The sequence below is a fragment of the Sphingomonas sp. LR55 genome, assembly GCF_036856015.1.
In the GTDB taxonomy this organism is placed as follows: domain Bacteria; phylum Pseudomonadota; class Alphaproteobacteria; order Sphingomonadales; family Sphingomonadaceae; genus Sphingomonas.
Map to the genome: position 1 here is coordinate 405,432 of NZ_JASPFO010000001.1, position 24,035 is coordinate 429,466.

Sequence of the window (24,035 nt, forward strand, 5' to 3'; positions counted from 1 at the left end):
GTGGCGCTCAACGACAACCGGGCGATCGTGCGTGAGATCCGCCGGGGTCGTCCTTGGAATGCCGCATTGCGCCGCAGCGGATTTGCGTTACCACTTCGGCAGCCCATATTAGGGCAAAGGATACCGCATGCTCTACGATGCTTACGAATTCCAACGATCGATGTTGTCGGGCGCCAGCAAAATGGCGAGTTTCGGTGCGGAAATGCTCAGTCATCCGGCAAACCCGTTCTCCTATTTGGGCGGCGGTGCGGTCATCGGATCGGCGTTGGAGGTGTTCGCACACGCGAATGCGACTCGCGGAAAACCTGCCTTCGGGCTCGACTCGACGACGATCGACGGCCGCGAGGTCGCGGTCCGCGAGGAGATCGTGCTGCGGAAGGATTTCGGCCAGCTGAAGCGCTTCGTGCGGGAGGATGTCGAGGGCGGTCCGAAGCTGCTGATCGTGGCACCGATGTCGGGGCATTACGCGACGTTGCTGCGCGGCACGGTCGAGCGGATGCTGCCGTTCGCGGACGTCTACATCACCGACTGGCGTGATGCGCGCAGCGTGCCGGTGTCGGCGGGGCGGTTCGATCTCGACGACTATATCGATTATCTGATCGCGTTCCTCGAGCAGATCGGCTCGAACGAAGGGCAGGGCGGTACGCACATGCTCGCGGTCTGCCAGCCTTCAGTGCCGTGCTACGCCGCCGCGGCTCTTATGAGCGCGGACGAGAATCCGTGTCGACCGAAGACGCTGACGATGATGGGTGGTCCGGTGGATACGCGCGAGGCGCCGACTGCGGTCAACACGCTGGCGACCGAGCGGCCGCATGCGTGGTTCGAGCAGAACGTGATTGCGACGGTGCCGGGCAATTATCCGGGTGCGGGGCGGAAGGTGTACCCAGGGTTCCTGCAACTTGCCGGGTTCATGTCGATGAACCTTGGCAACCACATGGTCTCGCATTGGGAGATGTATAAGCATCTCGTCCAGGGCGACGGCGCGAGCGCGTCGCAGAGCCAGGATTTCTACGAGGAATACCGCTCGGTCTGCGACATGACTGCGGAATTCTATCTCCAGACGATCGACGTCGTGTTCCAGAACCACGCACTGCCGCGCGGGATCATGACGCATCGCGGGCGGCTGGTCGATCCGGCGGCGATTACCGACATCGGGCTGCTCGCGGTCGAGGGGGAGCGTGATGATATTTCGGGGTTGGGGCAGACGAAGGCTGCGCTGACGCTGGCGACCGCGCTACCTGACGAGAAGAAGCGCTATCTGATGGCGGAGGGTGCTGGTCATTACGGGATCTTCAATGGATCGCGTTGGCGGGATAAGATCGCGCCGGTGGTTGAAGAGTTCATCACCGCGAACGGATAAGGCTTTTAGTTCGCTTCAATAGTCCGTCACCCCAGCGAAAGCTGGGGTCTCCCTCCTGGTTGACGTCAACGCTCGAACTGGGAGATCCCAGCTTTCGCTGGGATGACGGAGGGGAAGGGGGCGGTAGTTTCATGCCCCCTCCCCGCCGGTCTTATGCGATCGAGTTCACCACCGCGTGGCTGCTCGACTCGTCCGACTGGATCGTACCGCCGAACAGCATCTTAAGACGCCCGCCGATCGAGATGTCGGTTTCCCACAGCTCGGCGCTGTCGATGTCAAAGCGCAACAGCGTCAGGTTCGGGTCTTCCTTGCCACCCGGAAACCATGCTTCGACCTGGTTGTTCCAGAGCTTGTCGATCTGCGTGCGGTCGTTCGACGTCGAGACGTCGCCCGACATGCACGCGAAGAAATCATGACCCTTGCCGACGAACTGCGCCATCGCCGCGCCGCCCTTGGCGATACGGTTGTCGCGGCCGGCGAAGAAGAACAGCGTGTTGGGCTGATCGTCGTCGATCTGTGCGGTCATCGGCTCGGAATGCTGGCTCCCCGAATGCTGGCCGTCGTGCAGGCCGATCATCACGAACGGGCTCGCCTTCAGCTTGTCGATGAACTTCGCTGCGACTTCCTGCGGGGTATCCTTGTCGGCCATCGTCATTCTCCTAGTGGCTTGGATTGCCTGGGAGAACGGGTGGGGCGGACGTTGGTTGCGATGCCTGGGCGATCATACCGACGGTTCGCGGGTCGATGATGCTTGGCATAATCGTTTCGGGCGCGTCATGATGGCAATGGCAGCGCATTTGCTGCCGAACAAGAAAGGTAAGGTGTATGCAACTTGCCGATCTGTGCTTGATCCTCGGCATGCTCTTCGCCTTCGCGACATTAGTCGTGAAGATCATCGAAGTGTCACGCAAAGGCTAGGTGCACGGGAGGGGCTTGGGCTGACACCCAAGTCCCAAACGTATTGAGCCCCGGCCGCTGACACGACCGAGGCTCAAACAAGAAAGGCGGTGTATGCAACGCCGATATAGTACATGCGCTACACCGGCGTGGATTTCAAGTTCACAGCACTTCGAACAACCCGGCTGCGCCCATGCCGCCGCCGACGCACATCGTGACCACGACATACTTCGCGCCGCGACGCTTGCCTTCGATCAGCGCGTGGCCGGTCGCGCGGGCGCCGGTCATGCCGTAGGGGTGACCGATCGAGATCGCGCCACCGCTGACGTTGAGCAGCTCGTCGGGGATGCCGAGATGGTCGCGGCAGTATAGCACCTGCACCGCGAACGCCTCGTTCAGCTCCCACAGGCCGATATCGTCCATCTTTAGGCCGAAGCGCTTGAGCAGCTTGGGGATCGCCACCACGGGGCCGATGCCCATCTCGTCGGGCTCGGTGCCGCCGACCGCCATGCCGACATAGCGGCCGAGCGGCTGGAGACCGCGCTGCGAGGCGATCTTTTCCTCCATCAGTACCGATGATGACGAGCCGTCCGACAGCTGCGATGCGTTGCCCGCGGTGATCGTGAAGTCGGGGCCCATCACCGGCTTCAGCGACTGGAGACCTTCCAGCGTGGTGTCGGCGCGGTTGCCCTCGTCCTTGGTGATCGTCACGTTTCTGTAGGTGACTTCCTTGGTCGCCTTGTCGACGATGGCCATGTTGGCGTCGACGGGGATGATCTCCGCATCGAAATAGCCGGCGGCCTGCGCGGCGGCGGTGCGCTGCTGCGACTGGAGCGCATAGGCGTCCATCGCATCGCGGCTGATGCCGTAGCGCTTGGCGACGACCTCGGCGGTCTGCAGCATCGGCATGTAGACGTCCTTGTGCATCGCGATCAGCTGGGGATCGGGGGCGACGCGCATCTGCGGGGTCTGGACGAGGCTGATGCTCTCGACGCCGCCGCCGATCGTGATGTCCATGTTGTCGGTGATGATCTGCTTGGCGGCGGTGGCGATCGCCATCAGGCCCGACGCGCACTGACGGTCGACCGACATGCCCGAGACGGTGACGGGGAGCCCGGCGCGCAGCAACGACGTGCGGGCGATGTTGCCGGCCTGATGACCCTGCTGGAGCGCGCAGCCGAAGACGACGTCGTCGACTTCGGCGCCATCGATGCCGGCACGCTCGACCGCGGCCTTGATCGAATGCGCCGCCAAAGTGGGGGCGGGGGTGTTGTTGAAGCCGCCGCGATAGGCGCGGCCGATGGGCGTGCGGGCGGTGGAGACGATGACGGCTGAACGCATGAAGTGGCTCCTAAGGATTTTGCACGTCACCCCAGCGAAAGCTGGGGTCTTCCAGTTAGTGAGCGTTGTGGCTCCAACCGGGAGATACCAGCGGGCGCTGGTATGACGACTTTGGTTGATGGGGTCTGGTTGCTGGTGTTTAGACGAAGACCTGGCTGATCCATTCGGCGATCAGGGCGGGCTTTTCCTGGCCTTCGATCTCGACGGAGAAGGCGTTGGTCTGCTGCCACTGGCCGGGGCGCTTTTCGTCGAACGAGAGCAGCTTGAACCGGCCGCGCACCTTCGAGCCGGAGCGGACCGGTGTGAGAAAGCGGACGGAGTTGCCGCCGTAATTGACGCCCATCTTGGCACCCTCGATGGTCGGCGCGTCGGGGACTTTCGACGACAGCAGCGGCATCAGCGACAGCGTCAGGAAGCCGTGCGCGATCGTCCCGCCGAACGGGGTCTGCGCCGCGCGGACCGGATCGATGTGGATGAACTGGTGGTCGCCGGTCGCATCGGCGAACTTATCGATCATGGCCTGCGTCACCTCGACCCAGTCGGAGACGGTTTCCGTGCCGATACGGGCCTGCATCTGGGCGGTGGTGATCGTTGCCACGGGGTTCCTCTCTGGTTGGCGCTGAACGCTAGCGCGTCTCTAAACGCGTCGGCAAGCCTCCTGCAAGCCTCGACCAACCTAAAAGTGGAAAAACCCGTATCTGCTAAGGCGCGGGTGCGAACCCGACATTCTAAACTTCGGCGCGCGCCGGTCTGCCTTCGGGGTACGGCATGACCACCGAGCCATCCGGCGCCGCCATCATGTTGACCTGGGTCGGGAAGGCGATCTCGATTTTTTCGTCGTTGAAGCGCTTCAGGATCGCGATGCCGACTGCGGTGCGGCCGTCGTAGAAGCTCGCATAATCCGGACCCTTGCTGTCGAACTGGACCTCGAAATCGAGGCTCGACGCGCCGAAGCCGGTGAAGCCGGCGCGGGTGAAGATCTTGTCGTTGGCCTCGACGATTTCCTTCAGCATCGCGGGGATGCGCGAGCAGACTTCGGGGGCGTGGAGTAGGTAACGCCGATGACGAACTTTGCGCGGCGGTGGTTGCGCTGCGTGTTGTTGAGGATCTCCTTGTTGAGGAGGTTCTTGTTCGAGATCACGCGTTCCTCGCCGTCGATGCCGCGGATGCGGGTCGATTTGAGGCCGATCGCCTCGACGCTGCCCGAGGCCGTGTCGTAGCTGATCGAGTCGCCGCGGCGGAAAGGCCGGTCGAAGATGATCGCGAGCGCGGCGAACAGATCGGCAAAGATGCCCTGTGCGGCCAGGCCGATCGCGATGCCGCCGACGCCGAGACCTGCAACGAGTCCGGTGACGTTGACGCCGAGATTGTCGAGTACCACCACCAGCGCGACCGCGAACACCACGAAGGTGACGAGCAGGCGGATCAGGCCCATCGCCGAGAGCAGGGCCTCACCCGAATAATGTTCGGACTGCGTGCGGTGCTCGATCGCGCCGAGGATGATCTCGCGCACCCAGACGGCGGCCTGGAACACCGCGGCAACGGTGAAGAGGAAGTCGATCGTCTTCGATACCTCGCCGGGCGCGGCGGAATAGCCCGACACCAGTTTGGCGGCGAGCATGACGATGAAGAAGTTGCCGGTGCGCGCGATCGCCTTGCCGACGACGATGCCCCAGCCGTTGAGCGCGCGGGGGCGTTCGCAGAGCTTGCTGCCGAAGCGGCGCGCGGTGTGGAGGACGATGACGATGACCGCACCGATCCCGAACGCGATCAGGATCTGGAGCCAATAGGCCTGGATCCAGGCGAAGCTGGCGGTGACGAAGCCCTGGGCGTGATCGCCGACGTCGCTTGCGTCGAAGATCGGTTGTTTGGCGGCAGTGGAATTGGACATGGAAATACTCGTCAGGCCGCTTTGGCGCGTGGGGATGCGATAGTGGCGGTCGCAGGCGTGCCGGCCTCGAGGAAGGCGATCAGGCCGCATTCCTCCCGGCTGAGATGGCGCTTGGCGCGCGGCAGGCGGAGTGCCTTGCGGAAGGTCGACTGACCGGTCTTCACGAGCGCGATCAACGATGGGTGGACATAACTCTTTCGCGCGATCGCGTGCGTGTTGCCGAGCCGCGCGACGACGGGTTCGAGCATCGCCTTCAGGCTGAGGTCACGCTCGGCTGATGCGAGCGCCTCGAACGCGGCGACGCTGGCAGCCCAGGTGCGGAAGTTCTTGGCGGTGAAATCGGTGCCGGTGACGTCGCGGATGTAGCAGTTAACGTCGGTCGAGGTGACAGGATGCGCGACGCCCGTATCGTCGAGCCATGCGAACAGATGCTGTTCGTCGAGGTCCTGGCATTTCTTGACGAAGCTGCTGAGCGAGCGGTCGGTGATCTTGAGCGTCCGCATCTTGCCGGACTTGCCCTTGTACTGAAGTTTCAGCGTCGAGCCCTTCACTTCGCCGTGGCGCTTGCGCAGCGTGGTGGCGCCGAAGCTTTCGTTTGCCTCCGCGTATGCCTCATTGCCGATGCGGATATGGCCGCCGTCGAGCAGGCGGATGACCGCGGCGACCGCGCGTTCGCGGGTCAGCGAGCGTTTGCGGAGGTCGGCCTCGACCGCCTTGCGGATCTTGGGGAGCGCCTGGCCGAAATCGGCGCAGCGTTCGTATTTGGCAGCCTCCTGCGCTTCGCGGAAACCGAGGTGATAGCGATATTGCTTGCGCCCCTTTTCATCCCAGCCGACGGCTTGAATATGGCCGTTCGGCTTGGGGCAAAACCAGGCGTCGCGATAGGCGGGGGCAAGGCGATCGCGTTTAGCCGGTCGATCTCATCGCGGTCGGTGATGCGTTCGCCCTTGGCATCCCAATAGCCCCAGCCGTTCCGCATCTTCTTGCGGGTGATGCCGGGCTTTGAGTCGTCGGAATACACGATCTTGATGGGCAATGCGGGGGTCCTTCTCGTCTGGAAATGTTCGGGAGGTCGCATCGTTCCGGAACGACCCACGCGGCGCGGGGTTGAGGGGGCACGGGATTTCACTGGAGACATGACATGACCGATCTTTCCCAAGCTCGCGTATTGATGCTCGCTGCCGATGGTTTCGAGACCGTCGAACTGTTCGAACCGCGCAAAGCGCTGGAGGCGGCGGGTGCGACGGTTACGCTCGCGTCGATCAAGACCGACCCGATCCAGGGCATGAATGGAGACATCAACAAGGCCGAGACGACGACGCCCGACCTGACGCTCGACGAGGTCGACACCGACGATTACGACGCGCTGGTGCTGCCGGGCGGCGTCGCCAACCCTGACACGATGCGCCAGGAAGAGCGCGCGATCGAGATCATCACCGAGTTCATGGAGGACGGCAAGATCATCGCCGCGATCTGCCATGCACCGTGGTTGCTCGCCGAGGCTGACGTGATCGACGGTCGTCGCGTGACGAGCTTCCCGTCGATCCGGACGGACCTGGAGAATGCGGGCGCTAACGTGGTGGACGAGGAGGTTGTTGTCGACGGCAATCTGATCACGAGCCGCAAGCCGGACGATATCCCCGCGTTCAACAAGGCGATCATTGCGGCGCTGGAAGAGGAACTGGCCGACGAACCGGTCGACTGAACTGTTCCGCTTCCGCTAGGGGTTAGGGGAGGGGAATGGGCGCTGACCTTTATGGCCGCCCCTCCCCAACCCCTCCCGTGAGCGGGAGGGGAGCCTGTTGAGCAAGCGTTGGGCGGGGCGTTCTATCAGGTGGTAGAGCGCGATCGATGATAGCAGGACCAGGCAGAGGTACAGACCGATCTTCGCGGGCGACACGGCGGTCGCATCGCTGACGAAGGCGAGCTTGAACGCTTTCCACAGGATGAAGTGGCTGAGATAGGTCGCGTAGCTGATCTCGCCGAGATAGTGCGTCCATCGTAATTCGAACAGATTGCCACGCTTGCCGGCAGTTAGCGCGAGCAGCAGGAGGGTGGCGGCGAATATCGCCGGAACGACAAGCGTCTCCGGTGCGCCCGCGACCCAAGCCGCGGCGAGCAGTACGGCTGCTAGTGCGGCATATACCGGCCCCCAAGTCAGGTCTCGCCAGCGCAGCCACAGGGCGCAGACGATACTGCCGGTGGTGAACTCGACCAGACAGCGCAGCAGGCCGTAGCGCGGGATGTCAATGCCCAGCGTCGGGGCGCCCATCGCCAGATGCAGGCCGATAAACAGCGCGCCCGCGATCGCCAGCAACGCCACGCTCGGCAAGCGCCGCCAGTTGACCGCGGTCACCAGCACCGGGAACAGCAGATACGCCCCGAGCTCCGCGCTGATCGACCAAGCGGGATCGTTCCAGGCGAGATGCCGGGTGAAGCCCCAGTTCTGCAGCAGCAGGATGTGCAGCGGCAGTTCGGAAAACACGAATTGCGGATCGCTGCGGCCGGTTGCGCCCAACACGAGTGCCAAAGCGACCGCACCGCCGAGCGTTACCAGATGCAGCGGCCAGATTCGGGCGATGCGTTTTTGCAGGAAGCGGGGGATGCTCGTCATGCCCCCGGTACGGATACGGCCGGACCAGGTCAGCCAGATCACGAAGCCCGACAACAGGAAGAAGAAGTCGACCGCGAGATAGCCCTTCGCGAAGACGTCGCGCAGACCGATCGGCAAACCCGCGATCGACAGGCGGATGTGGTAGAACACGACGAACCACGCCGCGATTCCCCGCACGCCGGTCAGCGCGCGGAGTTCGTGGACCGGAGCGCGATCCGTCACGCCGGAGATGGCGCGGCACTGCGGCGCATCGGCCGGAACGACTGTTCGCTCCGCTTGCGCGACAGATACGTGTCGAGCCCGATCTGGGCGCCGATCAGCATGTAGATGAACGGTTGGAACGCGATCGCGATGAACGCCGCACCGAGCAGGTAGACGATGTGGCCGCTCTGGAGTGCCGCGGCGAGCGGTCCGGCCCAGGCGAACTCGCCGTCCGGATCGCGGTAGCGGCGGCGCACGATCTCCATGCGGACGATGCCGATCAGGTTGATCGCGAGCCACAAAGCAAGGCCGGGATAGCCCTGTTCGCCGAGCATCTCGAAATACGCGCTGTGATAGGCGCGGGCCTTGTCGACCTCGACCTTGGGCGTTGCCGGGGCGGCGGAGGCGGGTCCGGTCGTGCCGGGTGCGGTCTTCAGATCGTAGCGGATGCGGTTGCCCAGATACGCGTTGAAGCCGCCGCCGAACGGATGCGTCTTCGCGTATTCGATCGTCCATTGCCACACTGCGAGCCGCGTCGAGGCGGATTCGTCGGCGTCATAGGTCTTGATGGTGTTCATCCGGCTGGTGAAGGTCGACGGCAGGAACGGGATCGCCGCCACCCCCAGCACGCCGAGCATCGCCAGATACGCGACCTTGCGCTTTACGTTGCGGATCGACAGCAGCGCGAGCAGGCCGATGCAGAGCAGCCCGGTGCGTGTCGAAGTGCCGACCGGGATCAGCAGGCACGCGAAGACCAGCGCGAGGCAGTAGCTTTTCACGCGCCAGTCGGGTTTGAAGATCGTCCCGTGGCTCATGAACCAGATGATGATCGGGATGATCGCGATCGCCACCGCGCTGATCGTGCTCCTCGTAGAGCCCGCTATTATTGTCGACCATCAGGTTCAGCTGACCGTACCCGCCGCCGCCGCTGGCGATCGTTTTGATCCCGCCGACGACGATGATCGACGACGCGGCGAGGATCATGAACAGCAACAACGCCTCGATCCGGACGCGCGTCCGCAAGGTCAGGGGAGGAAGGCGGCGAAGGCGAGCGCCTTCCACACCCAGTCCCATTTCTCCTTGGCTTCGGTGGGGAAATCGGCGGCGATCGTCGTACCCCAGCAATAGAGCAGCAGCAGCACGATCAGCACCTGCCGGCCGCCGACCCGCGTGTCGCGCTTGTCGTCGGCGAGGATCCAGCCGCCGACCGCCAGCGCGACCGCGATCAGCGAGATCGGCACCGAGTTGAGCAGCAGATAGGTCAGCCGCTGTGGCGATACGATGTCGATATAGACGTAGACAAGCACGAGCAGGAACGGCCGCTTGAAGCCCATCGCGAAGAACGCGAGCAGAAAGGCGATGAACGCGAGATCACGCATCGCGGCGAGGTTTCTCTATCGGCGCGCGCTTCTTGTCTGGCGCGTCGTGCGGGCTGGGCTCGCGATCGAGATCGGGGCGCTTGAGCAGGAGGAACGCGGCGAGCATCATCAGCCCGTGGCTGAGGCCGAGCGCGAGATTGTCGATCATGGGTTCGGCCTCCTTTCCTCTGAGCGCTTCATCAGATTCGTGCGTAGCCATAGTCGGTTGACGCGCCGTTAAGCGATCTGTGGCAGACGACGTCGACGATGCGTATCCTTCATATCCTCGATCATGGCCTGCCGCTGCAAAGTGGCTACACGTTCCGCACCCGGGCGATCCTCAAGGCGCAGGAGGGGCTGGGGTGGACCGTCGCAGCCGTCACCGGCCCGCGGCACGGCGTGGCACCAGCGTCGGTGGAATCGGTCGACGGACTGACCTTTCACCGCACCGCGGCAGAGGTGAGGCCGGGCCCGGTCGGCGAGGTCGTCGGGATCGCGGCGTTCGCAAAGCGGATCGAGGCGGCGGTCGATGCCTTCAAGCCCGACATCCTCCACGCGCATTCGCCGGTGATCGATGCGCTCGCCGCGCTGATCGTCGCGCGCAAGCGGAAGCTGCCCTTGGTGTACGAGATCCGCGCGTTCTGGGAGGATGCGGCAGTCGGCAACGGTACGGGGACCGCGACGTCGCTGCGCTACCGTGCGACGCGGGCGCTGGAGACCTGGGCCGTCAGGCGCGCGGACGCAGTGGCGGTGATCTGCGAAGGCCTGCGCAACGATCTGGTCGGGCGGGGGATCGCGGCGGACAAGATCACGGTGTCGCCCAATGGCGTCGATCTCGACCTGTTCGGGACGGCGCCGCCGCGCGACGATGCATTGGGAGCGGAATTGGGGCTCGATGGCGCGGACGTCGTCGGGTTCATCGGCAGCTTCTACGATTACGAGGGGCTCGACGACCTGATCGCGGCGATGCCGGCGCTGATCGCGGCGCGGCCGAAGGCGCGGCTTGTAATGGTCGGTGGCGGACCGATGGAGGCGGCGTTGCGCGCGCAGGCGGCGGCGTCGCCGGTGGCCGATGCGATCCGGTTCATTGGGCGCGTGCCGCATCAGGAGGTCGAGCGCTATTATGGGCTGGTCGATATCCTCGCTTATCCCCGCAAACGGATGCGGTTGACCGACCTGGTCACGCCGCTGAAGCCGCTCGAGGCGATGGCGCAGGGCCGGCTGGTCGCGGCGTCGGATGTCGGCGGGCACCGCGAACTGATCCGTGACGGGGAGACGGGAACGCTGTTTCCGCCCGACGATCCGCAGGCGATCGCGACCGCGCTGGCGGGCATGTTCGCGGATCGGTCGGGTTGGGACGAGCGGCGGGCGCGGGGGCGCGCGTTCGTTAAGGATGAACGTAACTGGTCGTCAAACATTCGGCGCTATGATCCTCTTTATGGACGGCTGATCGCGGCCGCCGCACGGGAACAACGATGATCGCGCTTGGCCGCCAACCCCTGATCCGCGCGCTGCCGCTTTACGGCGCGGTCGCCGGTGGGCTGCTCGCCGCCATCGGCGTGCTGGTGATCTCGAGCGACACGCTGGAGACTTTGGTGTGGACCACCGGCGTGGCCGCACTGGTGCCGGCCGCCGCGCCGCCGCTCGGGATGGTCGCGCGCGTCCTCCTGGCGCTCGGCAGTGGGCTGCTGGTCGGCGCGTTGCTGTGGTCGTCGCTGTTCCTGCTGTTCGGGCCGGGCGGGTTTCTCGTCCGCCGTGCGCCGCGCGAAGACGGCGTGCCGGTGGTGCGCCGCGCCGATGCGCATCCCGACGCGCCACCGCGTAAGCCCATGTCGGCCGCCGATCTGGGCACGCCGATGATGGAGCTGGGGATCGGTGCCAACGGCGCGCGTGACGAGCGGACGATACCGGTCGATCTCGACCTGCCGCTCGCCGCGTTCGATCCGAAGGCGATCCTGCCCGTGCCGATGGAGCCGGTGCGCCCGGTAGCGCCGCTTGCGCAGCCGATGGTCGCGCCGGTGGTGGATATGCCGCGTTCGGCCGAACCGGCAACGTTCGTGACCGCGCCTGCGCCCGCGGCCAAGCCGGTCGAGCGGCCGGTCGAAATTGCGTTGGAGGAGGATGCTCCCGAACCGGTGCCCGAAACCATGCCCGACCCTACGCCGGAAATGATCGCGCCGACCCCGATTGCGCGACCCGGTCGCCCGCCCGCCGAGCCGACCACACCGCCGACGATCGAGGCACTGCTCCTGCGGCTCGAACAGGGCGCGCTGAAGCGGGGGCGTATCGGCTCGCACTAAAGCGTGATCGCAGATGCTCTGCCGTACCCGACCCAATCGAAACCGCTGTTTCTCTCTGATTCCCTCTGATACCCATAGCTCGAAAAACATCGAGGAGGGATCATGGCGGGTGCGCAAACCATCGGGGACGATCCGGAAAAAGGCGCGTCGCGCTACGCCTGGTACGTGCTGTCGATCCTGTTTCTCGTCTACGTCCTGAACTTCGTCGACCGGCAGATCATCTCGATCCTGGCGGAGGACATCAAGCGCGACCTGGGGTTGAAGGACCAGGATCTCGGCTTCCTGTATGGCACTGCGTTCGGCGTGTTCTATTCGCTGTTCGGCATCCCGCTCGGGCGGCTGGCGGACAATTGGCACCGCGTGCGACTGATGACGATCGGGCTGTCGCTGTGGTCGGTGATGACCGCGCTGTCGGGATTTTCGAAGACCGGCGGGCACCTCGCAGCGGCACGGATCGGCGTGGGGATCGGCGAGGCGACGGCCAGTCCGTCCGCCTATTCAATCATCTCCGACTATTTCCCGAAGCGGCTGCGCGCGACCGCGCTGTCGATCTATTCCGCCGGGCTGTACGTGGGCGGCGGCTGTTCGTTGTTCATCGGCGGGCTGATCGTGCAGGGCTGGAACAAAGCGTATCCCGGCGGCGGGCCGCTCGGGCTGGTCGGCTGGCAGGCGGCGTTCATGGCGGTCGGCGTGCCGGGGCTGTTGCTCGCCGTCTGGATCGCGACGTTGAAGGAGCCGATCCGCGGGCTGGTCGAGGGCCTGCCCGAGCCGGAGAAGCATCCTGCGCCGTTCAGGGCGTTCGGTGCCGAGCTGGTGACGATCGTGCCGCCGCTGACGTTGATCGGTGCGGCGATGGGAGGGGCGCGGGCGCTTGGCTATAACCTCGTCGCGCTCGCGGTGGTGGTCGCGGCGGTGTCGGGGCTGGTCGCGGCGGGCGAGCCGTGGCCGCAATGGTTGGCGATCGGGATCGGCGTGTATGCGGTGTTCTCGTGGGCGTCGGCGCTGAAGCGGCGCGATCCGCCGACCTTCGCGTTGATCGTCGGCACGCCGGCATTCCTGTGCACGGTGGTGGCGTATGGGCTGAACGCGTTCCTGAGTTATGCGGCGAGTTTCTGGGCGGCGCCCTATGCATTGCGGGAGCTTGGTGCGACGCCGTCGTCGGCGGGGTTCATGATTGGCAGCCTCGGCGCGACCGCGGGGTTTCTGGGGCTGACGATCGGTGGAGTGGTGTCGGATCGGCTGCGGCGCGGCAATCCGGCGGGGCGACTTTGGGTGGTGATCTTCGGCGCGGTGGTGCCGGTGCCGTTCCTGGTGCTCGCCTTCACCGCGTCGTCGCCGACCGCGTTCTATACCGGAATATTCCTGGCGCAGTTGACCGCGTCGTGCGCGCTGGGGGCGGCGGCGGCGACGACGCAGGATATGGTGTTGCCGCGGATGCGCGGGACGGCGACGGCGACGTTCTTTATCGGGACGACGCTGATCGGGCTGGCGCTCGGGCCGTATATGGCGGGGCGGGTGTCGACGCTAACCGGGAGCCTGTCGATCGGGATGCTGTCGTTGCTGGTGGTGACGCCGATTACGTTGGCGTGCGCGATTGCGGCGTATCGGTTGGCGCCGCGCGCCGAGGCTACGCGGGAGGAAAGGGCGCGGGCGGCGGGGGAGGTGGTCTGAGCTTTGCGATCCTCCCCCGCCAGTGGGAGGTGGCGCCGCAGGTGACGGAGGGGGAGGACACGCAACAGAGGTTTCCCTTTCCTCCCCCTCCGTCTGGCAAGGGCCAGCCACCTCCCCCTGGCGGGGGAGGATCGCGCGGTTTGGAGGTGCGTGGCTTTCCGTTCGTGCTGAGCGAAGTCGAAGCACCTGCGCGCGGGGCTGGCCCTTCGACTTCGCTCAGGGCGAACGGGGAGAGGACAGGTTGGTGCGCGGGACCTGTGCTTCGATACGCGCCCTCGATACGCTTCTGCGAAGCTACTCGGTCGCTACTCGGCACGAACGGGAAGGGTGTTACCCCGCCTGGAACACCCCGCAGGCGATCCGTCCGCCGCTGTTGCCGGCTGGATCGGTCATCAAATCGTCCGGACCTGCATGCACCACGAACGCCGAGCCGTCCGTGTCCATCAACCCCGCCATCGTCGCGCCCGGGATCGTGATGCCGATCGTGCCGCGTCCATCGGTGCCGATGATCAAATTGGGCAGATCGCCTTCGTGCGGCCCCTGTGGGTTCATGCTGCCGTGCTTCATGCCGGTCGGGTTCCAGTGGCCGCCCGCGGTCGTGAAGTCGGGGGCGTCGCAGCGGCCGACCATGTGGATGTGCGCGCCGTGCGTGCCGGGGGGCATCGCCTTGGCGTCGAGCGTGAAGCGGAGGCCGCCCGCGACTTCGGTGGCGGTGGCGCGGCCGACGTCGGTGCCGGTCGCGGTCTGGAGCATGGCGGTGGCGCGCTGGCCGCCCGCAACCGGCGTGCCGGTGTCCATGCCGCTCTTATCGCAGGCGCTCAGGCCCATCGTCGCCGCGCCGAGCAGTGCCAGTGTCGCAATCCGCATGTCGTCTCTCCCTGTTGATCTCTTGGCGAACCCTTCGCCGTCGCTCAGGTTCCACCCCGGTATTGAGCGCCGCCCGCGCGACGGGGTCGTCCAGCGCGCCGGCGTGACCGGGATAGCCTTCGTACAGCATGAGAACGCATGACGGGAAGGGCGCGCTCGAGAGTGCGGCACGGGCAGCACCATCGCAAAGTCGACCCCGGCCGATTGGGATGTGTAGCAGGCAGCCGCGCGGTTCGGGCGGAATGGCCCGTAGCTGAACGGCGCTAACCGCCTACTCCGCCAGGCGAATGCAGCGACCTCCCTTGCGGAATATACCCGCGCCGATCCGTCCCAAATCAGGCCCCGCCGTCGCTTGATCTACATCTGTCATAAGATTGTCATCGTAAGGGCCGACTGCACCCCCATGGCTACCTCCACATTCGCACCCGACACGCTGATGGCTGATTCGAGCGCTCCATCGGCGCCGCGCACTGGTCCCAAGCTCGATCATTCGCTGCACCCGGCGGGGCGGTGGATCTTCCTGGCCGTCTTGATCGGCGGGCTTGCCTATGCCGGGTTCAGCATCGCGTTCGATACAGCCCAGGTCGGCGAGAGCCTGGCGGGCGGGGCGTTCGCGTTCCTCGCGCTCGCGCTGCTGATCGCGCTCGGGTTCGAGTTCGTGAACGGCTTCCACGATACCGCGAACGCGGTCGCCACCGTCATCTACACGCATTCGATGCCCGCGCCGCTCGCAGTCGTTTGGTCGGGGTTCTTCAACTTCCTCGGCGTGATGCTGTCGTCGGGCGCGGTGGCCTATTCTATCGTCACGCTGCTGCCGGTCGACCTGATCCTCAACGTCGGCAGCGTCGGCGGGTTCGCGATGATCTTCGCGCTGCTGCTCGCGGCGATCGTGTGGAACCTCGCGACCTGGGCGGTCGGGCTGCCCAATTCGTCGAGCCATGCGCTGATCGGCTCGATTCTCGGCGTTGGCCTCGCCAATCAGCTCATGAACGGCGGCGCGGACGGGACGTCGGGCGTCGACATGGCGCAGGTCTGGAAAGTGCTCTCCGCGCTCGCGTTCAGCCCGATCGTCGGGTTCGTCGGCGCGCTCTTGCTGCTTCTGGTGATGAAGCGCTTTCTCCGCGACAAGGCGCTGTACGAGGCACCCGAGGGCCAGACGCCGCCGCCGCGCGGCATCCGCGCGCTGCTGATCGGCACGTGCACCGCGGTCAGCTTCGCGCATGGCAGCAACGACGGGCAGAAGGGGATGGGGCTGATCATGCTCATCCTGATCGGCTGCGCGCCGACCGCCTATGCGCTTAACCGGACGATGCCCGAGAGCGCGACGCCGGCGTTCGTCCAGACCGCGCAGGCGGCGTCGGCGGCCTACCGCGCGCATGCCGATGGCGCACCGACCGACGTGGGCGCGGCGCGCGCAGGTCACGCAGGCGCTGAAGAGCAAGCATGTCGCCGACCCGGTCGTTTATGGCGCGCTGGCAACGTTGTCGGACGACGTGTCGAGCCGGATCGCGGGCTATGGTTCTCTCGGCAAAGTGCCCGCCGCGGCGACGCCGAACCTGCGCAACGACATGTATCTGGTGCTCGACACGACCAAGCTGATCGCCGCCGACAAGGCAGCGCAGGGTCGGTTTACCGCGCAGGAGATCACCACGCTAAAGAGCTATGATAGCGGGCTTGAGCAGGGCACGCGTTATATCCCGACCTGGGTGAAGGTGACCGTCGCGCTGGCGCTGGGCCTGGGCACGATGGTCGGGTGGAAGCGGATCGTCGTGACGGTGGGCGAGCGGATCGGCAAGACGCATCTGACCTATGGGATGGGCGCATCGGCCGAGCTGGTTGCGGCGTCGACGATCCTGCTGGCGGTGAACTTCGGGATGCCGGTGTCGACCACGCATATCCTGTCGTCCGGCGTTGCGGGTGCGAGCGTTGCCAATGGCGCCGGGCTGCAGCGGCGCACGGTGATGAACATGGCGCTGGCCTGGGTGATGACGCTGCCGGTGGCGATGCTGTTGTCGGGCGGGCTGTACTGGCTGCTGCTGATGCTGGCGCATACGCTGGGGTATTGAGCGTTCTAAGATCCTCCCCTTTGAGGGGAGGTGGCTGGCTCTTGCCAGACGGAGGGGTGCCGCCCCTCAACTTGGGGCGGATACCCCTCCGTCAGCCCCTTCGGGACTGCCACCTCCCCCGATGGGGGAGGATCGAGTTCGGCGGAACCGCTCGCCCGCCCTACGGGTTGCCGGACCCATGCGATTACGATGCTCGATCTGTGGGAACTGGGACTGGCTCCCGCGTGAGGACTGGTCCGAGTGTAGCCACTGCCGCCTGATGGTGCGCGACGTGAGCGAGGTCGGCGAAGTGGCCCGCGACATCGTCGCCCGGCTCGAAAGCGGTGTGGTCGATCTGGAACGCGAGCCCGCCGAGCGCTGGGCGCTCGACCCGGCAGGATTGCGCAACGCGGCGTGGCGGTTCGGGTTCGAGGTCGAACCGACCGCCGTCGCGCCAAACGCAGTCCGCTTCCCGCACGACTACCGGCCTGCCCAGGCGGAGGCGGTCCCTGCGCAGACCGTGCCGCATGCCGTTGGCCTCGGCATCATCGCGCGTGCCGCCGACACCGCCGATCTCGTCGACATCGCAACACATTATCGCAGCGCGTTTGCCCGGCTCGTCGTCCTCCTCGACGCTACGGCAGACGCTGCGCGCGAACTTGCTGCACGGCTTCCGTGGATCGAGGTCGCCCACCGCCCGCTCGACGGCGATTTTGCTGCCCAGCGCAATCGGCTCCAAGACATGATGCAGACCCGCTGGGTGTTGCAGATCGACACCGACGAACGCCCCGACGCTGCCTTGCTCGATGCGCTCGGCTGGCTGGTCGCGGCGGCGGATCGCGATGGGCTGCGTTCGCTGGGACTACCACGCCGCAACCTCGTCGACGGCGTGCAGTCCGCGTCCTACCCGGACATCCAGTACCGCCTCAACCGCAGCGACATCCGCTTTGCCGGACGCGTCCATGAGCGCCCGGTCGTACCGTTCGTCGAAAGTTCGCTGGCGCTGGCCGGTGCGCTCGACCACCGGCTCGATGGCGAGCGGGTACGCGAGCGGACGCGGATCTACGAAGCGATGTCGACTGGCGCGGGCAGGCCCGAGGACGAGGCGTTGCTGCTCGCCCCCTTCGATCCCGTGGCGGTGCGGTAGACCGCGATTGTCTGCGCGGCGAGCGTGTCGCGCGTGAACATCCCTGCGGCCCTGCGGCTCGCAGCGGCATAATGCGCACGCAACACCGGGTCTTCGACCAGCCGCTGGATCTGCGTCGCGAGATCGTCCCCGGTGCAGGTCTTCGCCAGCAATCCCGCGCCGCTTTCCCCAATGAACAGCCGCGCGCTTGGATCCTCCGCACAGGCGACGACGGGGCGGCCGAACATCATCGCCTCCTGATACACCAGCCCGAAGCTCTCGTACCGTGACGGCGCGACGATCACGTGTGCCGCCTCCATCAGATCGTGCAGCATGGCCTCCTCGACGCGGTGGTGGCAGGTCAGCCGCGCGGGCCGACGCCGGGATCGCACCGACGTCCTCCGCGCGTACGCCGACGATCGTCAGCCGGAAATCGCGCATCCCGGCATCCGCGCGGCGCGACAGGATACGCAGTGCCATGATCAGCGCGTCGAACCCTTTGCGATGCTCGTCGCGGCCAACGAACAGAAGGTCGATCGGTTCGCCGAGCGGGTAGGTCGCCGCAGAGCCGCGCGCGACGATCTCGGGCGGCAGGCTGAGGCCGATAACCGCGTGCCGCGCGTCTTCGCCGGGCGCAGCGACGCCGTACAGAGCTGCGATCTTGTCGCCGTGAAGCTGCGTGTTCGAGATCAAAGCCTTGCTGAAGCGCGCGGTGATGCGTTCCGCCAGCATTGCGGCGCGGCGATCGAACCGGTCCCGCAAGCTCGTGACGGTTTCCGCCGAAGTTGCCGCCGGGGTGGAGTTGCGCGTCACCAGAGGTGCGGGGCCGGTAAGCGCGATCGCCAGACCGGGTGCGTACCAGTTGGTCGCCTCGACGATGTCGAACGGTGCACGACGATGCTCGCGCGCAACCGCTCGGCGGAACGCGAACGGCGCCACAAGATGCCCGATCCCGGCGATCTTGCGCAGGCGCGCGGGCAAGGACCCTTCGCGCAAACCGCAGCCGAACACCGAAACCCTGCCGTCGCGGCTGTCTTCGCGCCTATCCATCGCAAATACTGTGACGTCATGACCCGCTTCTGCGAGCGACTGCGCAATCTCGCGCGGCGCGCGTAAGTCCGCTCTTTTCAGGGGGATACGCCCAGGTAAGTAGAGCAATCCTCACGATGCGTTGTCGCACGGCGACCGGCGTACCAAACAGAATGTATTAATCTGCGTCAATTCAAGGGTTTCGCGTTTCATCTGCCCGGAACTCGGCAACCCCGCGGGGGTTCCTTGTGTGAATTCCAGATGAACGGGGAAGGGTGTTCGTACTACATATCGCGTTACAGGGGTGTCTACGCGCAACCGACGTCGAATACGGACTCACCGCGGATACCGGCGGGCATATCCGCTATCTGCTCGATCTCGTCGCTGCCAGCGGTCGAAATCCGGCGATCGACCGGATGGAAATCGTCACCCGCGCCTTCCGTCATATGGCGTATGCCGAATGCTATGCCGAACCGATCGAGACGATCGACGGCACCACGCGGATCGTCCGCCTGCCGACCGCATCGGATGCGTATCTGGTCAAGGAAGACCTGTGGACCGAGCATGACAGCCTGGTCGAGGCCCTCGTCGCGCATATCGCCACGCTCGACCGCACACCCGACGTCATGCACGCACACTACGCCGATGCAGGGCTGATCGCAGCGCGTGTTTCGGCGCGCACCGGCATTCCTTACGTCTTCACCGCGCACTCGCTGGGTCGCGTAAAGTTGGCCGCGTTCGACCGCGACTGTGCGGAGACCGCCGGGCTAGATCGGCGCATCGCGATCGAGGAAGAGGCGATCGCGGGTGCCGCCGCGATTATTGCCTCCTCGCGCGACGAGGCCGAGGTCCAGTATGCCGATTATGCTGCCTATGATCCCGGTCGGATTCGCGTATTCGCGCCCGGCAGCGACCTGAAACAGTTTGCCAACTGCCGCACCGACGCACGCGTCGACGCGTTGATCGACCGGTTCCTCGACGACCCTTCCAAACCGGTGATCCTCGCGATCGCGCGACCGGTGACCAAGAAGAACCTTGCCGCGCTCGTTCACGCTTATGGCCGGTCGCCTGCCTTGCAGGCCGCAGCGAACCTCGTGATCCTGGCTGGCACGCGCGACGACAGCGCGACGCTCGAGCCCGAGATCCGCGACAACATCGCCGAACTGCTCCAGTTGATTGATCGCTACGACCTGTACGGCAAGGTCGCGTATCCCAAGCACCACCGCCCCGACGATATCGCTGCGGTGTATGCGCATGCACGGACCCGACGCGGCATCTTCGTCAACCCGGCACTCAACGAACCGTTCGGGCTCACCTTGCTCGAAGCGGCGGCCAGCGGGCTGCCGGTGGTTGCGACCGACAGCGGTGGTCCGAACGACATCGTCGAGACGTGCGGCAACGGCATCCTCGTGGATCCGCGCTCGTCGACCGCGATTACCGATGCGATCCTCAAAATCCTCGACGATCCTGCACTCTGGTCGCGCTATTCAGCGGCGGGGTCGGTCGCGATCCGGGCGTATGACTGGGACCGCCACGTACAGCTTTACGTGGGCCTGCTCGAGGAGGTCGTCGGCGCCTCCGCGGTTCCGCTCGCTGAGCGCGACCCGGCGTTGTTGCTGGTTTCGGACATCGACGGGACGCTGATCGGTTGCGCGCAAGGCGTCGGCGATTTCGCAGCGTGGCATGCGGCGCAGACTGACGTTGCGTTCGCGATCGCCACCGGGCGCAGCTTTCACAGCGCGATGGCGGTGCTCGGCCAGCACGACGCGCCACGCCCCGAGATCCTGATTACGTCGGTCGGCTCGGAGATCTATTACCGGACGGTGCGCGGTGCGGTATACGACCGTGACACCGAATGGGACGGGATCATCGCCGCTGGATGGGATCGCGACGCGGTTGCCGCGCTGATCGGCCAACACGCCGGACTGACTCCGCAAAGCCCGCTCGAGCAACGCCGGTTCAAGCTCAGCTATTTCGCTGACGGCGACGTGGCGGCGGCCGAACGCGTCCGCGCGCTACTGGCGGAACACGGCCATAGCTGCTCGATCATCCAGAGCCACGGCCGCTATCTCGACGTGCTACCGCACGCAGCATCGAAGGGGACGGCGGTCGAGCATGTCCGCCGCCGCCTCGGCCTCGAACCGCGTCAGGTGATCGTCGCGGGCGACAGCGGCAACGATATCGAGATGCTGCGCTCGTCGCGCCACGCGATCATCGTCGGCAATTACTCGGATGGCCTCGGCACGCGCGCCGACCTCGCGCATGGCTATGTCGCGGTCGGCCATCATGCGCGCGGGGTGATCGAAGGCGTGGCGTATTTCCGCGCCGCGGCCGAACAGTCGGAGTCGCTCACCGCGGCACGGAAGCAGGCCTCGTGAGCGTCAGCGTTCTCACGCTCGTCCGCGGGCGTCGCGCGCATCTGGCGAACCTGATTGCCGGGTTGAACGCGTCGCGGCGCAAGCCCGACGAACTGGTGATCGCCTATATGCAGCCAGCGGCGCATATCGATCTACCCTCGACCGACTTTCCGATCCGGGAGGTGTTCGTATCAGGCGACGCGATGCCGCTTGCCGCGGCACGCAATCGTGCGGCGGCGGCCGCATCAGGCAAGCAACTTATCTTCCTCGACGTCGATTGCGTGCCGTCACCGACCCTGGTCGAACGCTATGTCGAGACGGGATCCGAGCCTGGCGGCATTCGGTTGGGAGAGGTTCTGTATCTTCCCGCTGGCGCGATCACGGACGGTATCGATTTCGTTGCGCTTGACCGGATCGGCAAGCGCCACCCCGACAAGCCGCCGATCGCTCTCGGCGAGATCCGTCCGACACCCACGCATGGCGAACTCTGGGGCTTGTCGTTTGGGATTTCCGCCGCGGACTGGACGCGAGCCGGGGGGATGGACGAACGCTATGTCGGCTATGGCGGGGAGGAGACGGACTTCGCCGCACGACTGGAGCGCGCGGGCGTCGCAATGTGGTGGGTTGGAGGCGCGCGCGTATCATCAGCACCACATCGTCCACACGCCGGCCTACCAGCATTTCGACGCGATCATCCGCAATGCGCGGTTGTTTCGGGCGACATGGGGGCGATGGTGCATGCAATATTGGCTTGGCCAGTTCGCCGAGAACGGTTTGATCGCGTGGGATGCGGATACGATAACGGTCTTGCGCCAGCCGACCGAGGCGGAAATGATTGCTTCGAAGATGCCACCGGAGACGCTGTTCAGCTGAGGCCAGGTGCCTGCCCGACTTTACGTGTGTAGGTGGTGAATGCTCTCTTTGCCGACATTAGCCTATGCTGCCTCTGCCTGTCCTGTTCCCGCTACGCCTCTTCCGCTTTCCGGCATGTCCCCAATTTCATTACCCCAGGGAACGCCGGGGAGTCTCGTGAGACAGCCGGCGGGAGCCCCTTGATGAGATCCCAGCTTTCGCTGGGATGACGAATATAGCGAAGGGCTGGAAGGCGTCCCACTTTCGATCCTCCCCGACGGGGCGGGACCGGAATGTGCTTATCCCGTCGCCCACAGCGAAACCGCCAGCCCTTCCAGATACTCCGCCGCGACCTTCGCCGCGTCGTCGTCGTAAAGTTCGGCAAGGGCCGCCGGATCGAGTGCCTTGGCCGCATCGAGGATCCCGCGCCATGGTGCCAGCGCGCCTGGCCACGCTGGAAGCGCAACCGCCGCACCCAGTTCCGCAAGTCGCTCTGCCTTGCGCGTCTGCTCACCGAAATACCGCCATTCGGGCGCGCAAACATAAGGCCGCCCCACGCGCGCGATCTCGTGCACCGTGTTGTCGCCCGCCGACGCGATCACCACGTCCGCCGCGGCGATGTGGTCGGTCACGCCCGGTACCCAGCCGAGCTCGACGAGATTGCCGAAATCGGTTTCGTGTCCCTCGCGGTGGACCGGCCCCAGCACCAGCCACAGCGCATCCGGCACCGCCCGCGCCGCCATCGTCAGCGGCGCATAGGGCGTGCCCGCGCCGCCGCCGCCGGTGAGTACGACGATAATCTCCTGGTTCGGATCAAGCCCGAGTTTCGCACGCGCTTCGGCCTTGGTCGGGACCGGATCGACCGTCGTGCAAAGGCCGCCCGCGTAGCATGTCTTCGCGCGCACCCAGCCTGGTGTGTCGCCTTGCTCGAGCGCTTCGCCGAACGGCGCGAGCAGGCCGACACTCGCCTGATAGGCGCCGAGATGCCCGGGATCGAGCCGGTCGCCGTGCATCCGGATGCTGATCGCCGGGACGCTGGCGATCTCGCGCGAGCAACGCGATCTCTGCGGAGACGTCGACCACGAACAGCGCCGGATCGACGTCGTCGAGATGGTCGATGATCGTCCGCATCGTCGCCCGCGTCTTCGTCACCCCGAGCGGGACGCAGTGCATCACCTCGGGCGTGGCCTGTGCGAACAGCCCCGGGGTCGGCACGGGCGCGCCGATCATGTCGGGCAGCGCCGCGATCGCGATCGGCCGCTCGAACCCGTCGAACAGCGACGGTTTGGCGGTCAGGATCGTCACCATGCGCTCGGGCGGCAGTTCGCGGATGATCGCCATCGCGCGGTTCGCATGGCCGCGGCCCTGGTGATGGATGAAGAACGTGATCGGCTGGCTCATGCCGATTGCTGTACCGGAGCCACGCGCGAAGGCGATTGATGTCGATCAGCATAGTCGGCGCTCAAGCCGAACGCCGCCTCGATCTCGGGATCGAGCCAGGCGGCGATATGCGCCGCATCCGCTGCTGCGAGATCGGGATAGGCTGTCGGCACATAGGGCGCGTAGCCTTGTCCCTTGTAGCTGGTGATCGGCACGAACTGTGGATGGTGCGCCAAGCCTGCTGCCGCCGCCAACGCGCTCACGAATGCCGCCGGATCGCGCGCGAACGCGTCATAGCCGAGCAGCGCGACGTTGTGCGCGCGGTTGGTCAGCGACGACCAATGGCGCAGCTTGGCGGTCCGCTTGGCAATGCAATTGGCAAAGCGTTCGCCGGTCTCGGGATCGCGTTCGTGCAGCATCTCGTCGCCATGCATCGGATGGCCGGGCTCGATATGCCCGAAATGATCGTCCCAATAGCTGTGCCAGTCGCTGCGGATGAACGCGTCGAAGGGCTTGGCCTTCAGCTCGGGGTGCGCATGCCAGGGCTGGCGGTGGAGACTGCGCGCCCAGTCATACGCATCGCGCGCCACGACCAGCACCAGCGTATCCTTCACGAACAGCGTCTGCGGCGGTACGAACCAATGCTTGAACCCGAACGCCTCGGTGATCTCGACGCCGGGCATGTTCGCCTCGATCGCGCGCGTGACGAGGTTGGTCCCGCTGCACCGCTGGCCATAGATCTGGAC

The 24,035-nt window shown here is 65.6% G+C and carries 20 protein-coding genes and 4 pseudogenes; 10 read left to right on the forward strand and 14 right to left on the reverse strand.

Features of this window, described 5'->3' with window-relative positions:
* The first annotated feature begins 127 nt into the window (after positions 1-127).
* Positions 128-1,360, forward strand: a complete 1,233-nt coding sequence (locus QP181_RS01980; protein WP_132738713.1) for a polyhydroxyalkanoate depolymerase — start codon at positions 128-130, stop codon at positions 1,358-1,360.
* Between the two features lie 151 nt (positions 1,361-1,511).
* On the opposite strand, the gene QP181_RS01985 is transcribed toward QP181_RS01980, so the two are convergent.
* The 5 genes and pseudogenes from QP181_RS01985 to QP181_RS02010 all read right to left on the reverse strand — a co-directional run bounded on the left by QP181_RS01985 (position 1,512) and on the right by QP181_RS02010 (position 6,567).
* Positions 1,512-2,009 (reverse strand): pyridoxamine 5'-phosphate oxidase family protein, encoded by a 498-nt coding sequence (locus QP181_RS01985; protein ID WP_132738710.1) that lies wholly within the window; start codon positions 2,007-2,009, stop codon positions 1,512-1,514.
* A gap of 410 nt (positions 2,010-2,419) precedes the next feature.
* On the reverse strand, positions 2,420-3,598 hold the full coding sequence (locus tag QP181_RS01990; protein WP_333927381.1) for an acetyl-CoA C-acyltransferase: 1,179 nt from the start codon (positions 3,596-3,598) through the stop codon (positions 2,420-2,422).
* A 139-nt stretch (positions 3,599-3,737) separates the two neighbouring features.
* Positions 3,738-4,172, reverse strand: coding sequence for a MaoC family dehydratase (locus QP181_RS01995; RefSeq protein ID WP_435368402.1), 435 nt, complete (start codon positions 4,170-4,172; stop codon positions 3,738-3,740).
* Positions 4,173-4,326: 154 nt separating this feature from the next.
* Positions 4,327-5,489 (reverse strand): annotated as a pseudogene (locus QP181_RS02005) (mechanosensitive ion channel family protein).
* A gap of 11 nt (positions 5,490-5,500) precedes the next feature.
* Positions 5,501-6,567: pseudogene (locus QP181_RS02010) on the reverse strand (DNA topoisomerase IB).
* 63 nt (positions 6,568-6,630) lie between these two features.
* Between QP181_RS02010 and QP181_RS02015 the strand changes: the two are divergent.
* Positions 6,631-7,194, forward strand: a complete 564-nt coding sequence (locus QP181_RS02015) for a type 1 glutamine amidotransferase domain-containing protein (RefSeq protein WP_333927384.1) — start codon at positions 6,631-6,633, stop codon at positions 7,192-7,194.
* A 15-nt stretch (positions 7,195-7,209) separates the two neighbouring features.
* Here the strand turns inward: QP181_RS02015 and QP181_RS02020 are convergent, their stop codons facing one another.
* The 3 genes and pseudogenes from QP181_RS02020 to QP181_RS02030 form a co-directional block, all read right to left on the reverse strand.
* Positions 7,210-8,325: an acyltransferase family protein gene (locus QP181_RS02020; RefSeq protein ID WP_333927385.1), complete on the reverse strand. Its 1,116-nt coding sequence runs from the start codon at positions 8,323-8,325 to the stop codon at positions 7,210-7,212.
* Positions 8,322-9,683, reverse strand: a pseudogene (locus QP181_RS02025) (putative O-glycosylation ligase, exosortase A system-associated). The gene QP181_RS02020 and the pseudogene QP181_RS02025 overlap by 4 nt, the downstream one beginning before the upstream one ends.
* On the reverse strand, positions 9,676-9,831 hold the full coding sequence (locus QP181_RS02030) for a hypothetical protein (protein ID WP_333927386.1): 156 nt from the start codon (positions 9,829-9,831) through the stop codon (positions 9,676-9,678). The pseudogene QP181_RS02025 and the gene QP181_RS02030 overlap by 8 nt, the downstream one beginning before the upstream one ends.
* Before the next feature lie 98 nt (positions 9,832-9,929).
* Between QP181_RS02030 and QP181_RS02035 the strand changes: the two genes are divergently transcribed.
* The 3 genes from QP181_RS02035 (at position 9,930) to QP181_RS02045 (ending at position 13,633) form a co-directional block, all read left to right on the forward strand.
* Positions 9,930-11,141, forward strand: a complete 1,212-nt coding sequence (locus QP181_RS02035) for a TIGR04063 family PEP-CTERM/XrtA system glycosyltransferase (RefSeq protein ID WP_333927387.1) — start codon at positions 9,930-9,932, stop codon at positions 11,139-11,141.
* Positions 11,138-11,962, forward strand: coding sequence for a hypothetical protein (locus QP181_RS02040; protein WP_333927388.1), 825 nt, complete (start codon positions 11,138-11,140; stop codon positions 11,960-11,962). The genes QP181_RS02035 and QP181_RS02040 overlap by 4 nt, the downstream gene beginning before the upstream one ends.
* A gap of 102 nt (positions 11,963-12,064) precedes the next feature.
* Positions 12,065-13,633 carry a spinster family MFS transporter gene (locus QP181_RS02045; RefSeq protein WP_333927389.1) on the forward strand — a complete coding sequence of 523 codons (1,569 nt, stop codon included), beginning with the start codon at positions 12,065-12,067 and terminating at the stop codon, positions 13,631-13,633.
* Positions 13,634-13,963: 330 nt separating this feature from the next.
* On the opposite strand, the gene QP181_RS02050 is transcribed toward QP181_RS02045, so the two are convergent.
* The gene (locus QP181_RS02050) at positions 13,964-14,500 is read right to left on the reverse strand and encodes a superoxide dismutase family protein (protein ID WP_332755102.1); all 537 of its coding nucleotides are present in this window, start codon (positions 14,498-14,500) and stop codon (positions 13,964-13,966) included.
* 403 nt (positions 14,501-14,903) lie between these two features.
* Here QP181_RS02050 and QP181_RS02055 point away from each other — a divergent pair, with 403 nt between their 5' ends.
* The 3 genes from QP181_RS02055 (at position 14,904) to QP181_RS02065 (ending at position 17,692) form a co-directional block, all read left to right on the forward strand.
* The gene (locus QP181_RS02055) at positions 14,904-16,166 is read left to right on the forward strand and encodes an inorganic phosphate transporter (RefSeq protein ID WP_333927390.1); all 1,263 of its coding nucleotides are present in this window, start codon (positions 14,904-14,906) and stop codon (positions 16,164-16,166) included.
* Positions 16,078-16,566, forward strand: a complete 489-nt coding sequence (locus tag QP181_RS02060; protein ID WP_333927391.1) for an inorganic phosphate transporter — start codon at positions 16,078-16,080, stop codon at positions 16,564-16,566. The genes QP181_RS02055 and QP181_RS02060 overlap by 89 nt, the downstream gene beginning before the upstream one ends.
* Before the next feature lie 259 nt (positions 16,567-16,825).
* The gene (locus QP181_RS02065) at positions 16,826-17,692 is read left to right on the forward strand and encodes a glycosyltransferase family protein (protein ID WP_333927392.1); all 867 of its coding nucleotides are present in this window, start codon (positions 16,826-16,828) and stop codon (positions 17,690-17,692) included.
* On the opposite strand, the gene QP181_RS02070 is transcribed toward QP181_RS02065, so the two are convergent.
* Positions 17,608-18,006 (reverse strand): glycosyltransferase, encoded by a 399-nt coding sequence (locus tag QP181_RS02070; protein ID WP_333927393.1) that lies wholly within the window; start codon positions 18,004-18,006, stop codon positions 17,608-17,610. The two genes, QP181_RS02065 and QP181_RS02070, sit on opposite strands and share 85 nt — an antisense overlap.
* 358 nt (positions 18,007-18,364) lie before the next feature.
* Positions 18,365-18,721 (reverse strand): annotated as a pseudogene (locus QP181_RS02075) (glycosyltransferase family 4 protein); the annotation flags it as partial.
* Between the two features lie 254 nt (positions 18,722-18,975).
* Between QP181_RS02075 and QP181_RS02080 the strand changes: the two are divergent.
* Both QP181_RS02080 and QP181_RS02085 read left to right on the forward strand, forming a co-directional pair.
* The gene (locus QP181_RS02080; protein WP_333927394.1) at positions 18,976-21,078 is read left to right on the forward strand and encodes an HAD-IIB family hydrolase; all 2,103 of its coding nucleotides are present in this window, start codon (positions 18,976-18,978) and stop codon (positions 21,076-21,078) included.
* Positions 21,075-21,962 (forward strand): glycosyltransferase family 2 protein, encoded by an 888-nt coding sequence (locus tag QP181_RS02085; protein WP_333927395.1) that lies wholly within the window; start codon positions 21,075-21,077, stop codon positions 21,960-21,962. The genes QP181_RS02080 and QP181_RS02085 overlap by 4 nt, the downstream gene beginning before the upstream one ends.
* Positions 21,963-22,208: 246 nt before the next feature.
* Here QP181_RS02085 and QP181_RS02090 read toward each other — a convergent pair whose 3' ends face one another.
* From QP181_RS02090 to QP181_RS02100, 3 genes are read right to left on the reverse strand one after another with little or no spacing between them, the layout of a single operon-like run.
* Positions 22,209-22,814: a glycosyltransferase gene (locus QP181_RS02090; protein ID WP_333927396.1), complete on the reverse strand. Its 606-nt coding sequence runs from the start codon at positions 22,812-22,814 to the stop codon at positions 22,209-22,211.
* Positions 22,723-23,310: a hypothetical protein gene (locus QP181_RS02095; protein ID WP_333927397.1), complete on the reverse strand. Its 588-nt coding sequence runs from the start codon at positions 23,308-23,310 to the stop codon at positions 22,723-22,725. The genes QP181_RS02090 and QP181_RS02095 overlap by 92 nt, the downstream gene beginning before the upstream one ends.
* Positions 23,307-23,972 (reverse strand): hypothetical protein, encoded by a 666-nt coding sequence (locus tag QP181_RS02100; protein ID WP_333927398.1) that lies wholly within the window; start codon positions 23,970-23,972, stop codon positions 23,307-23,309. Before QP181_RS02100 ends, QP181_RS02095 begins: the two co-directional genes overlap by 4 nt.
* Positions 23,973-24,035 lie beyond the last annotated feature (63 nt).

Bases quoted from the DNA above. Each gene is read 5' to 3' on its own strand.
- QP181_RS01995 (WP_435368402.1), bottom strand. From the start codon at position 4,172: ATGCAGGCCCGTATCGGCACGGAAACCGTCTCCGACTGGGTCGAGGTG.
- QP181_RS01985 (WP_132738710.1), bottom strand. From the start codon at position 2,009: ATGGCCGACAAGGATACCCCGCAGGAAGTCGCAGCGAAGTTCATCGAC.
- QP181_RS02050 (WP_332755102.1), bottom strand. From the start codon at position 14,500: ATGCGGATTGCGACACTGGCACTGCTCGGCGCGGCGACGATGGGCCTG.
- QP181_RS02100 (WP_333927398.1), bottom strand. From the start codon at position 23,972: ATGCCCGGCGTCGAGATCACCGAGGCGTTCGGGTTCAAGCATTGGTTC.
- QP181_RS02095 (WP_333927397.1), bottom strand. From the start codon at position 23,310: ATGAGCCAGCCGATCACGTTCTTCATCCATCACCAGGGCCGCGGCCAT.
- QP181_RS01990 (WP_333927381.1), bottom strand. From the start codon at position 3,598: ATGCGTTCAGCCGTCATCGTCTCCACCGCCCGCACGCCCATCGGCCGC.
- QP181_RS02040 (WP_333927388.1), top strand. From the start codon at position 11,138: ATGATCGCGCTTGGCCGCCAACCCCTGATCCGCGCGCTGCCGCTTTAC.
- QP181_RS02055 (WP_333927390.1), top strand. From the start codon at position 14,904: ATGGCTACCTCCACATTCGCACCCGACACGCTGATGGCTGATTCGAGC.
- QP181_RS01980 (WP_132738713.1), top strand. From the start codon at position 128: ATGCTCTACGATGCTTACGAATTCCAACGATCGATGTTGTCGGGCGCC.
- QP181_RS02070 (WP_333927393.1), bottom strand. From the start codon at position 18,006: ATGCTGCACGATCTGATGGAGGCGGCACACGTGATCGTCGCGCCGTCA.
- QP181_RS02045 (WP_333927389.1), top strand. From the start codon at position 12,065: ATGGCGGGTGCGCAAACCATCGGGGACGATCCGGAAAAAGGCGCGTCG.
- QP181_RS02065 (WP_333927392.1), top strand. From the start codon at position 16,826: ATGGTGCGCGACGTGAGCGAGGTCGGCGAAGTGGCCCGCGACATCGTC.
- QP181_RS02015 (WP_333927384.1), top strand. From the start codon at position 6,631: ATGACCGATCTTTCCCAAGCTCGCGTATTGATGCTCGCTGCCGATGGT.
- QP181_RS02030 (WP_333927386.1), bottom strand. From the start codon at position 9,831: ATGATCGACAATCTCGCGCTCGGCCTCAGCCACGGGCTGATGATGCTC.
- QP181_RS02035 (WP_333927387.1), top strand. From the start codon at position 9,930: ATGCGTATCCTTCATATCCTCGATCATGGCCTGCCGCTGCAAAGTGGC.